The 11940-nt window shown below is 67.7% G+C and carries 11 protein-coding genes and 3 pseudogenes; 5 read left to right on the plus strand and 9 right to left on the minus strand.

The annotated features are described in order from the left end of the window. The 3 genes and pseudogenes from FGD71_RS15420 to FGD71_RS50155 all read right to left on the minus strand — a co-directional run. A pseudogene (locus FGD71_RS15420) lies at positions 1–256 on the minus strand (hypothetical protein); the annotation flags it as partial. A 187-nt stretch (positions 257–443) separates the two neighbouring features. Further along, the gene (locus FGD71_RS15425; protein WP_119101035.1) at positions 444–1382 is read right to left on the minus strand and encodes a hypothetical protein; all 939 of its coding nucleotides are present in this window, start codon (positions 1380–1382) and stop codon (positions 444–446) included. A 368-nt stretch (positions 1383–1750) separates the two neighbouring features. After that, a pseudogene (locus FGD71_RS50155) lies at positions 1751–2015 on the minus strand (3-hydroxyacyl-CoA dehydrogenase family protein). Positions 2016–2332: 317 nt separating this feature from the next. Here FGD71_RS50155 and FGD71_RS15435 point away from each other — a divergent pair. Then, positions 2333–3154, plus strand: coding sequence for a transposase family protein (locus FGD71_RS15435; protein ID WP_162931135.1), 822 nt, complete (start codon positions 2333–2335; stop codon positions 3152–3154). A gap of 402 nt (positions 3155–3556) precedes the next feature. Here FGD71_RS15435 and FGD71_RS50160 read toward each other — a convergent pair. The 3 genes and pseudogenes from FGD71_RS50160 to FGD71_RS15445 all read right to left on the minus strand — a co-directional run. After that, a pseudogene (locus tag FGD71_RS50160) lies at positions 3557–3685 on the minus strand (IS701 family transposase); the annotation flags it as partial. Between the two features lie 149 nt (positions 3686–3834). Beyond that, entirely contained in the window at positions 3835–4716 is an 882-nt protein-coding gene (locus FGD71_RS15440; RefSeq protein ID WP_119101036.1) for an endonuclease/exonuclease/phosphatase family protein, read from the minus strand. A 672-nt stretch (positions 4717–5388) separates the two neighbouring features. Then, complete coding sequence (locus FGD71_RS15445) at positions 5389–5922, minus strand: hypothetical protein (RefSeq protein ID WP_140935897.1); 534 nt, start codon at positions 5920–5922, stop codon at positions 5389–5391. Between the two features lie 453 nt (positions 5923–6375). Between FGD71_RS15445 and FGD71_RS15450 the strand changes: the two genes are divergently transcribed. The 4 genes from FGD71_RS15450 (at position 6376) to FGD71_RS15465 (ending at position 8008) form a co-directional block, all read left to right on the plus strand. Next, on the plus strand, positions 6376–6612 hold the full coding sequence (locus tag FGD71_RS15450; protein ID WP_119101038.1) for a hypothetical protein: 237 nt from the start codon (positions 6376–6378) through the stop codon (positions 6610–6612). A gap of 52 nt (positions 6613–6664) precedes the next feature. After that, positions 6665–6832 (plus strand): hypothetical protein, encoded by a 168-nt coding sequence (locus FGD71_RS15455; protein WP_240436598.1) that lies wholly within the window; start codon positions 6665–6667, stop codon positions 6830–6832. A 233-nt stretch (positions 6833–7065) separates the two neighbouring features. Beyond that, positions 7066–7713, plus strand: coding sequence for a transposase family protein (locus FGD71_RS15460; protein ID WP_240436599.1), 648 nt, complete (start codon positions 7066–7068; stop codon positions 7711–7713). 115 nt (positions 7714–7828) lie between these two features. Beyond that, entirely contained in the window at positions 7829–8008 is a 180-nt protein-coding gene (locus tag FGD71_RS15465; RefSeq protein WP_119101040.1) for a hypothetical protein, read from the plus strand. A 216-nt stretch (positions 8009–8224) separates the two neighbouring features. On the opposite strand, the gene FGD71_RS15470 is transcribed toward FGD71_RS15465, so the two are convergent. The 3 genes from FGD71_RS15470 to FGD71_RS15480 form a co-directional block, all read right to left on the minus strand. Further along, on the minus strand, positions 8225–8920 hold the full coding sequence (locus FGD71_RS15470) for a TetR/AcrR family transcriptional regulator (RefSeq protein ID WP_119101041.1): 696 nt from the start codon (positions 8918–8920) through the stop codon (positions 8225–8227). A gap of 8 nt (positions 8921–8928) precedes the next feature. After that, positions 8929–9810 carry a shikimate dehydrogenase gene (locus tag FGD71_RS15475; RefSeq protein ID WP_240436600.1) on the minus strand — a complete coding sequence of 294 codons (882 nt, stop codon included), beginning with the start codon at positions 9808–9810 and terminating at the stop codon, positions 8929–8931. Between the two features lie 99 nt (positions 9811–9909). Beyond that, on the minus strand, positions 9910–11280 hold the full coding sequence (locus tag FGD71_RS15480) for an MFS transporter (protein WP_119101043.1): 1371 nt from the start codon (positions 11278–11280) through the stop codon (positions 9910–9912). Between the last annotated feature and the right edge of the window lie 660 nt (positions 11281–11940).

Genomic DNA, 11940 nt, shown 5'->3' on the forward strand with positions numbered 1-11940 from the left:
GCCGGTTCGCCTCCTTCTCGGCGTCGGTGAGGCGGTGGGAGCGGGTCGCCTTGCGGCCGGTGATGATGACCGGAGTATCGTCGGGGTCGTCGTCGAGGCCGATGAAGCCAAGGTCGGCCAGGGCGCCGAGGCCGGCCTCGCGCAGATGCCTGGTGATGTGGTCGTGGCGGTCGGCGGTGACCTCGCTGGCCCGGCCAGGACGGGCGGAGGAGATCCAGACAAGGGGATTGCCCCTACTGGCCAGGTTCGTCGTCATGCAGTTCATGACCGAATGTGCCTGTATTTCGGAGTGCGGAGCCCCTGGATGATGCGGTGGACGGTTCCGCGGAGCGGGAGGCTGTTGCCCGCTCGACGACGGGTGTGTGCCCGTTTACTCATGAATGGACAGGGCCCCGCCTCTGTGCCGGTCGCCGGCACAGAGGCGGGACTGATCCGCGGGCCTGTCAGACTTGGTCGAGGATCATGTCCATCTGGTCGATGAACGACTGGTCGGGTTCGGGCTGGGGGTCACCGCCGTTCTGGCGGGCGGCCGCGGCCCTCGCGGTGCGCTCTGCCTGGACGTTGACTCGGTTGCGGTCGCCGCCAGCCTGCTCGACGGCCTGCTCCACGGCGGTCCGGCCGAGGGTCATCATCTGGACCAGGGCGTGGTTGGCCTGCTGCCGCACCGCGGCCTGCTGGGCGGCATCGGCGTTGGCCCGCTGGCGGTCGAAGAGCTCCGTGGCCAGGATCATCAGGTTGACGCCCCACACGATGCCCACCATGATCCCGGCGGCGGGGAGTCCGGCGACGCCGGCAGCCGACAGGGTGAGGGCGCCGATTGTCGCGATGCCGCCCAGGAACACGGTTCGGGCCACCGTGGTGCCGATCGGGGAGGCAAGGCAGCGGTCGCGGCACTCCGCCCCGAGGTTGCTCTTGCTGTTCTCGAACAGCGCGACGGTCATGTCCTTGACCCTGTTGTTGTCGTCAACGCTCCCGAAGTCCGCGCCGGCGATCTCGTCGCGGAACCGCTTGGCCTCCGTCTTCATCTTCGGGATGTCCTTCTCCAGGTTCCAGCCGGTGACCTCCTGGGACACCTTGTTGGCTTCGGCGAACGCCGCTTCGACGTCGGCCCTTTCCGCCTTGCCGGTCTCCTGCTTGAGGGCGGTGAGGTCCATCTGGACCTCGAAGTCATTGAGTTGGTCGAAGAAGGCGATGCTCGTGCCGTCTGCGTTCACGACGTACTCCAGGTCCTCTCCGGCGGCGTCCGCGGAGCCGGGCCTGATCAGCACGTAGGCGAGGACCGATAGCGCGGTGATGCCGATGGTGACCAGCAGGAGGGTTCGGTTGCGTCGTCGGCGGTGCGATGGGGCCGGCTGGGCAGGGGAGGCTGCAAGTGTGCTCATTCGGCTTCCTTTCGGGGCACCGTGTGGTGCTGTGGAGTTGGGGGGCAGGACGTTGATGGCTCGTATGTGTCTGGCTGGGGCGGAATGTGACGATGAGGGTGCGGCTGCCCCAGGCATGAGGGGGCGGTCGGATCCGCCTCCCGGCTCCGCGATGCGGACAGCCGCGTTGACTCGTGTCACCTAAGGAGGTCCTTGGCATTCAGGGGCGGGATCTGGCTGTGGCCATCCGAAATGCCCCCTCGTATGGGGCCGTTGGACCCGAGGTGTGCTTTCTGGGAGCAGTCTCATGGCCTGGGAGCGCCGCCAACAGAGTCAAATATCCCGGGGTTCGGTCGCCTTTTCGGAGCCTTGCCGGAGGAGCTCTGTCCTCAGGGAGCGGTGAGGACGGGCGCGTACTCGTGGAAGCCGCGCCCCGACTTACGGCCCAGCAGCCCGGCTTCCACCATGCACAGCAGCAGGGGCGGCGCGGCGTGCAGCGGATCCTTGAACTCGGCGTACATCGCCTCGGCGATCGCTGTGAGCGTGTCGAGGCCGATCAGGTCGGCCAGGCTCAAGGAGGGCCCATGGGGTGGCGCAGCCGAGGACCATGCCGGTGAGGATGTCCTCCGCGGAGGCGAAGCCGGACTCCAGCATCCTGACCGCGGAGAGCAGGCAGGGCGCCAGCAGGGCGTTCACCACGAAGCCGGCCCGGTCCTGCGAGCGGATCACCTGCTTGCCCAGGACCTGGGTGACCGAAGTCCTTGGCTCGGGACTGGGTTTGAGGAGCCGTCAGGAGAGACGGCACGATCCCGGCAAAGGTCGAGCCGGTCCATGGCCAGTTGCGCAAGCTGTCCGACCGGGGCCGGCTGGCCCGGACGGGCTCGGGACGGTACCTGCCGCGTTGATCGCCGACTGGGCAGAGCGGCCGGTTTCGGCCGTAACACGGGGCCCCAGCGGGAGTTGGCGTTCGTTTGAAGAAACAGCCGCCCGCCGAGGGCTCTCCCGGTGTTGTCTACCAGGTCCGGCTTCCTGTGTCGAAACGGACCATCGATCTCGTCGGCGGACTGATACGCCGGCGCCGCAAGCAGCTGGGCACGCGCTGGCGCAAGGCCGCTCCGGGCACGCAGGCGATCGTCGTGCTGGCCGTCCTGCGCCACGACCAGCGTCTGCCCGACATGGCCGGCGGCAACGCCGTCTCGGTCGCCACCGTCCGCCGCTGGGTCCTGGAAGTCCTCGACCTGCTCGCCGCCCGGGCCCAGCATCTGGACCGCGCCCTGAAGAAGATCGCCCGTCAGGGCGGTGCGGTGATCCTGCTGGACGGCACCCTCGTGCGCACCCGCCGCCGCACCGGGGCGGCCAACCGCAAGAACTACAGCGAGAAACACAAGGCCCATGGCCTGCTCTTCCTCGCGCTGACCGACGAGAAGGGGAACCTGATCTGGATCTCCTCCGCCCGTCCTGGCCGGGCCAGCGAGGTCACCGCCGCCCGCCACGACCGCATCACCAGGCATCTGCGCGAGGCCGGCCTCGGCGCCCTGGCCGAGCTTGGCTTCGTCGGCCTCGACGATACTCCGGTCATCATCACCGGCCGCAAGGCGACCCGCTCCCACCGCCTCACCGACGCCGAGAAGGAGGCGAACCGGCTGGTCAGCCGCGAACGCGCCGCCGTCGAGCACGGCTTCGCGAACCTGAAGACCTGGCGCATCCTGACCAAGGTCCGCATGAACGCCCATCACGCCACCACGCTGCTGCGGGTCCTGCTCGTCCTGGTGAACTGCGAAGTCCAGCGGTGACAGACGATCACCCGACGGCGATCACGCCGCCTGCCAGCACGAGGACCGCATCACGGGCTCACACCAGTACCGCGACCTGCGAGTCCAAGATGAAACGATCTCATTGGTTGCCCGGCGCGGTCCGCTACCGGTCTTTCTGGGAACTGATGAACGGCCAGTACAGGAGCTTCCGCGGCGAATGGTGACCGTTACGGAACACCAGCCGGACGTCGGGCCTCCGGACCGCGGTTCCAGAACAGCGCTGCGCAGCTTGTCCTGCCGGGTAGGACGAAGATTGACCTGCGTAACGGCACCACGCGCCTGAGACCCGAGGTTAAAACTCAAGCTGAGGTCACGTCCCCCAACTGCTGAACAGCACTTCCATGGCGGGCGGCGGCGCAGTGCATGAGGTGGGCAGAGGGCGTGGCAGGCCTGCTTGGCCGACGACTGCCAGGAGTTCTTGCGATCCACGCCGGACAGCAGTCTGAGTACGAAGGTCCGGGCCGTCGCCCGCGGCTCCACCCGCTTGAACCGGCCCGCGATCCGGGCCATGCTCTGGCCGGACATCGCCCGCTAGCGGGCACCATCTGCGCTGTGAACCTGCGGTCACCGCATGCTCGTCATGATTCCGGACAAACCCTGGTGATCACTCGGTGGCCCGTTCTCATTGGCTCCGAGGTGCCAGCGGTCGCGGAAGCGCTTTAAGTTGGGTCCAGGTCGGTTTGCAGCAAGTGGTGGTCTGAGTACGGGGTGGGTTGCACTCGGTGCTTGAGGGGGGCGATGCCTCGCAGGAAGATGTAGTCGAACTTGCTGTGCCAGTCGGTGGTCGGCTTGCAGGTACCGGCGGGCGAGGGATGACACTGGGGGTCTGTATCCGCGGCCAGTGCCCAAATCCGGGTGAGTTCGGGAGCGTCGGGCACGGCGTTGAAGTCGCCGAGAACGATTGCGCGGTCGTGCCGGGCGACGTCTGCGGCGAGTACGCCGATCTGGTCTGCTCGGACCGCTTCTTGACGTCGATGGGCGAGGTGCGTGTTGAAGACCCGGACGGACTGGCCGCCCACCTTGGTGGTGACTGCCATGTACCCCCGGTCTTCGGATCCGCCGTAGGGGTATTCCACGTTGACGCGGTCTGTCATCGGTTCCGCCGAGAGGACCGCCTGGCCGAAGGCTCCCGGACTCCACGGCGCTCCCCCGCAACGGCCCCAATTCCGAAGAACCATCCCGTACTCGACGTGGTAAACCAGCCCGTAAAGGCTCTTCAGATAATCCCGGATCCTCTCGACGTCACGCACGCATGCTTCTTGCAGGCCTATGACCTGGGGCGCATACGTGGCGATCTCCGCTGCCCGGTCAACGTGGTTTTTCGCACAGGGGTTGCAGATGTTCCACGTCATGACCCGGTTCGGTACGACATCCCTGACGGCATGGACGGGCAGTGACCTGACGAAGAGGGCACCGCTTGGTGCACTGGGGCCGACGAGCACCATGCAGACCACGGTCATGGCGCCCGCGAGCAACCGCGTGCCCCTTCCGAGCACCATCGCCTCCTCAATGCGGATACACATGGCATCTGACGTCTCCATGCACGAGGTTATGGGACGGAGTTGTCAGCAACACACGTTTCTGACCCTTCACGCCTCGTATCCCGACCCCGCCTGCACGCATCAAGGCCTGGCATTGTCATCGTTCCTCTGGATGGGCGGGCTGTCGCAGGATGGCCGGGACTGTGCGGTCGGATGTGATGTGCAGGCGTCTCGCTCCGTCAGCAGTTCGGCGATCACTTGGCCATGCACCTGCCGCTTCTCCTCCAGGCGTTGCTTGTCGGCGCTGAGCCGGCGGTTGCGTTCGGCGAGTTCGTCGGTGGGCCTGGAGATGCTGGAAGGCCAGTGGGATGCCGTTGACCGCTGTTCAGACAGAGAGCCCTGGGTGTCGTTGGGCGAATGCGAGGATCCGTAGCCGTTGTCGTTCCGAACTCGAGGACGGTGTTTTCGATGGTCAGGAATAGGGCCGGTGATGCCGTGGGGGTGGTGGCCTGAGTAGCGTGTCCAGCCAGGCCTTTGCCCATGGCGGCTGACTGCGGGCATGGGAAACGGCCCCCGCCGCCGTGAGGCGACGGGGGCTTGTGCCATTGCCAGGTGCGCGATACCTATCCGGCAGCGCTGACGCGGGTGATTGCCTGCCCTATGACGCGGCCAAGCGGCCTGTCCGGGCACCTGTACCGCCCTGGGAAGAGGTGTTCCCAGGGCGTTCCATCACTAGACCCTCTCCCAGCGGAGCGAGGTGCGGGAGTTGCCGTCACTGCGGATCTCAGCGATCGTCGTCCGGCTGTAGGCGTAGGAGCTCATGGCCTGCAGTTCGATCCTGGTCGGCGTCTCCACCTCGATGCGTTCCTGGATGGGCGTCGTATCCCTGTGGCCGATAGCGCCATCGCCCCGGTTGTTGGACTGGAGATGGTTGATCATCCGCTGGCTGCCTGGCACGACCGTGCCCTCAGTAGTGTTGACGAGCCGGGCAAAGATCCAGGCGTTGATCGGAGCACGACCCCACAGTCGCCCCTGGACGTCCAGGTCGAGGTGGTACGTGCCGGGCTGAAGCTCGACCGCGAGGCCGGTGTTCTTCCAACCGCCTGAATTCAGGTTGACGGTCGCCGGCAGGTAGCAGATGCCTTCGTCGGATGACGTGACAGTGGCGCACGACTCTTGGGCAACTGCCTCGCTACCAGTAGCGAAACCGGTAGCGGTGGTGGCAAGCAGCCCAGCTGCGATGAGAGCAGCAATGCGGGTACGCAAGTGTGGCACAGACCCTCCAGGATAAAGAGCCACAAGTCGATGTGTATCCGCATATTGCGGCAAACGCTCAAAAAGTGGCTGCGCGCCTCGCCGGTCAGCTACTGAGTAGTTGTTCAATCCGTTTCGGTGCCGGACTGGCCAACTATCGCTGAGCAGAGTGGCCACCCGCGGTTGAGCACAGGCGCGCGGCCCGTGGTTCCGTCGGGCGGCCTGGCCACCTACCGCTGTAGGCCACCAGCACATTGAGCAGTGAGCATCGTGAAAAGTGCAGGTCAGGCGGGCTGGTGTGCGCGGGGTCGGGGGTGCTCGGGCTGGTAGGCGGCGGGTGTCCATGGTGAAGATCGTCTGACCGGTCGGTCGGGAGGGTTCTCTGGTCCTGCCGCGCCTGCGTGAGCGGGCCGCCTACGATCCGTCACCGTGTCGGTACGCCGGGGGTCGTGGGGAGGGTGTGGGATGTCCGATCTGGAGCGGATCACGGCTCGCCGTAGCGAACTGGACGCGCTCCCCGAGGAGTTGGCCAAGCGGCTTCAGGAGGTCGAGGCCGAGCGGGAGGAGCTGAGGATCGCTGAGCGGGTCCTGCTCCGCCTGGCCGAACAGGACCGGGCCGATACGGAGGCCGCTGAGGCGGCGGCTCCGGTGCAAGCGCAGGTGGCGGGGCGTGCGGTGCTAGCTGATCCCGCACCGCAGTGAGAATGGCGACGAGGCCGCGCTGCCCGCCGACTCCCGCCGGATCCTGGCGATCGTGCGGGCCGCCGGAGGCCCGGTGCAGGTCAAGGCGGTGGGTGAGGAACTGGGGCTTGAGGTGGGAGTGCGCGGGAAGCTGGAGCCGCTGCGGGCGAAGATGACCAAGCTCGCCGACCGTGGCTGGCTGCACAAGCGGCCTGACGGGAAGTTCACCGCACGCCTGTAGCAGCTGCGGACCGGGGCGACAAGAGGGCGTAACCGGCGGGCCCCCGACGGCAGTTGAGTTTGGTGTGAAGAAAAACAACCATCCCGTCGAGGGGCCCTGACGGCCTTGCCTACACCGCCCGCCTGCCGCTGTCGAGTGCCACCCTGAACTGGCTCGCCGACCTGTTACGCGGCCACTTCAAGAAGATCGGCTCCAGGTGGCGGGCCCTGCCCGCCGGGAAGATCGCCGGCATCGTGCTGGCGGTCCTGCGCTGTGACCAGCGGCCCGGCGACCTGGCAGGCGGCAACGGCATCCACCGCACCACCGTCACCCGCTGGGTACGGGAAGTCGTCGGCCTGCTCGCCGCCCGCGCCCCGCGCCTGGGCCGCGCGCTGAAAAAGATCGCCCGAAAGGGCGGCGGAATCGTACTGCTGGACGGCTTCCTGATCCGCACCCGGCGCCGCACCGGAACAGCGAACCGGAAGAACTACTCCGGCAAGCACAAACACCATGGCCTGCTCGTGATCGCACTCACCGACGACAAGGGCCGGCTGATCTGGGTCTCCGCCGCACGTCCCGGACGCACCTCGGAGATCACCGCCTCCCGTCACGACAAGCTCACCGCTCACCTGCGGGCCGCCGGGCTCGGTGCGATCGCCGACCTGGGGTTCGTCGGCCTCAACGACAGCGGCCCTGACGCCGACCCAGCGGTGATCACCGGCTACAAGGCCGTTCGGAACCGGCCCCTGACTCGCGGTCAGAAACTGTCCAACAAGACACTGCCGCATTCCGTGCCCCGGTCGAGCACGGCTTCGCTCACCTCAAGAACTGGAGGGTCCTGGGCAAGGTCCGCACGGATCCGAGGTGGGCGACCGCGCTGGCACGGGCCCTGCTGGTGCTGACGAACCAGGAAGTCGCCCGCTGATGACCAATGATCTTGCCGCTGGACTACCGCCCCGGACCTGGCCGAGCTTCGACGCCTACGCACACCAGCCCACCTGACGTGCAGTTTTCACGATGCAGACTGCTCACTGGAAGTCCCGGCGGTGGTGCCAAGCGGCGGGCGGCACGAACGGCGACCTGGCCCCCACCGGCGCGGGCGGTGTCGTGGCCGTCGGCGCCACCGGTGTACTGGCCATCACCGGCGGCAGTCTCCACGCCCTGCGTCACAGCCGCACGGGCGGCACCAACAGCTGAACACGGCTCCACTCGGGCGGAACCACGGGCTGGGGCGAGTCCTGGCACGGTCCTGCGCGGTGCGCAGCGACGGCGCCGACCCACGCCAGGCATGCGTCTGCCGACCCCTTCGCAGTTACGTGTCGATCGTAGCCTCGCCCGTGCGGTGGTTACCCGCGCACGCCGACGCCGACGGTGCTGAGCAGGGACGACTGGCCAACCATGGCAGTGGGGCCCCTACCCGACGGCGGTTTGTTCGCCGGTCGTGAGGTAGGCGATGACCATGTCGCCCAGCAGAGTCCGGTAGTGGTCGCGGCGGTCCGGTGCGATGAGGTCTCGTCCGAAGAGGGCACCGAAGGTGTGCCGGTTCGTGATCCGGAAGCAACAGAACGAGCTGATCAACATGTGCAGGTCGACGGCGTCCACCTGCGCGTTGAAGACTCCCTGTTCGCGGCCCGCGCGGAGGATCCGGTCGATGATGGCGATCACCGGGGCGTTGAGCGAACGCAGCGTCGGTGAGGCGGCGATGTGCTCGGCCTGGTGGATGTTCTCGATGCTGACGAGGCGCATGAAGTCCGGGTGCGCCTCGTGGTGGTCGAAGGTGAGATCGGCCAGGCGACGGATCGCGGACACCGGGTCGAGATGCTCGACGCCGAGTTCCTGTTCGCTGTGCCGGATGCTGGCGTACGCCCGCTCCAGCACGGCCGTGAACAGCTGCTCCTTGCTGCCGAAATAGTAGTAGATCATGCGTTTCGTGGTCCGGGTGCGATCGGCGATGTCGTCGATGCGGGCGCCGGAATAGCCGATGCGCGCGAACTCCTCCGTCGCGGCCTCTAGGATCTCGGCCCGGGTCCGTGTGGCGTCACGGGTACGTCTGGCAGCCGGTTGTCCCTTTGTCGGAGTCGGTGACTGCGGGGGGACGGAAGCTGGCATGAGGTTCCTCACCGGGTAGGACTGCCGACGAGGTCGGCGAGGTCATCGAGCATACGATCGATGTGCGGCTCACAGCCGGTGAACAGCCGGAAGGCGTCGGCGGCCTGGAAGACGGCCATGCCGCCGCCGTCGAGGGTGCGGCAACCGAGGGCCCTTGCCGTGCGCAGCAGTTCGGTCTCCAGCGGGCGGTAGACGACCTCGGCCACCCACAGCCGTGGGTGCAGCAGTTCGGCGGGGAACGGCAGCCCCGGGTGGCCCGCCATCCCGGTGGGGGTGGCGTGGACCAGGCCGTCGGCTCGCGCCAGCTGGGCCGCCAGGTCCGGCAGCGGCGCGGTACTCGCCCGGCCGGGCCCGAAGGTGCGGTGGAGAGCGGTGGCGAGGGCGGCCGCGCGGGTCTGGTCGGCGTCCACGAGGACGAGCCGGTCGGCGCCGACGGTGAGCAGCGCGTGGGCGACGGCGGCCCCGGCCCCGCCCGCCCCGAGCTGTAGGACCGAACCGGTCGGTACGTCGGGCAGTCCGCGCGCGAAGGACTGGGCGAATCCGCTGCCGTCGGTGTTGTGCCCGATGGCGCGCCCGGCCCGGAGGACGACGGTGTTGACGGCGCCGATCTCCGCGGCCTCGGGCGCGAGTTCGTCCAGGTGCTCGATCACGAGTTGTTTGCAGGGGTGGGTGATGTTGAGGCCGTCGAATCCCAGGGTGCGGGCGGACCTCAGCAGTTCGCCCACGGCCGTGGCCGGCAGCGCCAGTTCGTCGATGTCGATGGTGCGGTAGAGCAGGCGCAGGCCGTGCCGGTCCGCTTCCCGTTCGTGCAGGGCAGGGCTGAGCGAGGGGCCGATACCGGCGCCGATCAGCCCTGTCAGATAGGAGGAACTCACGGTGGAGGGGGTCACAGTGATCGCGGGGTTCCTTCCGGCAATGGGGGGTAGGTGCGCCTGCGGCCGTCCGTGCGGAGGCGGAGGGCCGCAGGCGCGGCGGGGACGGGGACAGGGTCAGGCTGCCGCCGACTCGCGCTCGGCGGCCCGGTCCTGGCGCGTGCCCGGCTTCATGCCGAGCTCGGCGGTGGGCACGTTGTAGGTCTCTCGGGCGGTCAGCACGGCGATCGAACTGACCGCGCACATCGAGGCGGTGAGGATCCCGACGGCGACCCAGTTCTTGCCGTCGGAGCCGGAGAGCTCCGCCGCGTAGGTGACGGCGAATCCCGTGATGGCGAAGCCGACCTGGGTGCTGATGGCCATGCCGGACAGGCGGACCCGCGTGTTGAACATCTCCGCGTAGAGGGAGGGCCAGATGCCGTTGGCGGCGCTGTACACCAAGCCCATGGTGGCGGCCCCGGCCAGGAAGATCAGCGGATAGCTCTTCGAGGTCACCGCCCCCAGGTAGACGAAGATCATGACGGCACTGCCGACGGAGCCGATGAGGAAGACGGGTTTGCGGCCGATGCGGTCGGAGAGCTTGGCCCACAGCGGGATCGCGATCAGGGCCACCAGGTTGGCGAAGACGCTGACCCACAGCATGGTGGTGCGGTCGAGGCCGACGGCGCCGGTGGAGTAGGACAGCACCCAGACCCCGCCGATCGTGCTCACCGCCGCGATGAGCGCCGCCGAAGCCACCCGCAGCATGTCGGCCCAGTGGTCCCGGAGGAGTTCGACCACTGGCAGCTTGGCCACCTCGGCGTGTTCCGAGATCTGCTCGAAGGCCGGTGCCTCCTGCAGGGTGCGCCGGATGAGGTACGCGGTCAGGGTCACGAGCGCGCTCAGCAGGAACGGGACGCGCCAGCCCCAGGTGAGCAACTGCTTCTCCGGGAGGGAGGCGATGGGGACGAAGATCAGGGTGGAGATGATCAGGCCGAACTGAGTCCCGTTGAGGGTGAAGCTGGTGAAGTAGCCGCGTTGGTTCTCCGGCGCGTGTTCCAGCGTCAGGGAACTGGCGCTGGACTGCTCGCCGGCGGCGGACAGCCCCTGGAGGAAGCGCAGCACCACGAGCAGGACCGGGGCCAGCGTGCCGACCTGGCCGTAGGTGGGCAGGCAGCCGATCAGGAAGGTCGACAGGCCCATCAGGAAGAGGGTGAAGACCATGATCTTCCTGCGGCCGATCCGGTCCCCGAAGTGCCCGAGGAAGACGGCGCCGATGGGGCGGGCCGCGTAGGCCACGCCGAAGGTCGCCATCGAGATCAGCGTCGCGGTGGCCGGGTCGTCCGGGTTGAAGAAGACCTTGGGGAAGACCAGCGCGGCGGCGCTGCCGTAGATGAAGAAGTCGTAGTACTCCAGGGCGCTGCCGATCCAAGCGGCGAAGGCCGCTTTTCGGTGCCCACTGGGTGGAGTCTTCGATTCCGAGGCGTCATCGAGCGAACGAGCAGTCACGTGTGCTCCTCTTCGAGTACCGCGAGGGCTCCCGTTGCGGGAACGCCCGGGCGAGCGGGGACAGGGGGACGATCGCGGCGGACGACGTCACAACTCGCGTACGGGGATGCCGTGTCGAGCGGACTTGCCGGATGACTGGCGGGGATGGCAGTCAATTAACGTACTAGGAAGTTAATAGAGGACTGTGGGGTCGCTTCCGGCCCGCGTCAAGACATCCGGCCGAAATTTATTCGTCACGCTTCACCTCTTGCGTCGGAGGTGTCTCGCCGCTAGTTCTAACGAACAAGTGAGTACATTGCCCGGCCGCGAAGAGGTGGGCGCCCGTGCCGGTGATGCAGGTGGAGACCCTGATGAGGCCGTCAGAGTCGCTCCTGGAAGGGCATCCTCCACGCCTCGCCGCCCATCGGGGAGGTGAGCTTCCGGCCTCCGACTCCTGTCAGGCCCGGGACAGCGGTCGGGGACGCCGCGCGCTTTGGTCTCCAGGCGGTCCAGTTCACCCCCGGCCTTCCGCGCCGCCGGCCAGGACGCCGAAGGCGAAGAGGACTGCCTCACCCTCGGCAGTCTCTGTGACGGCGCATGGCTGGCCGAGGTGTGCGACGCGGTCGTGGTGACCGTCAACTACCGGCTCGACCCGCCCGCCTTCGACAACCTGGCCGGCCT

Source organism: Streptomyces sporangiiformans (genome assembly GCF_005768555.2).
GTDB classification, from domain to species: domain Bacteria; phylum Actinomycetota; class Actinomycetes; order Streptomycetales; family Streptomycetaceae; genus Streptomyces; species Streptomyces sporangiiformans.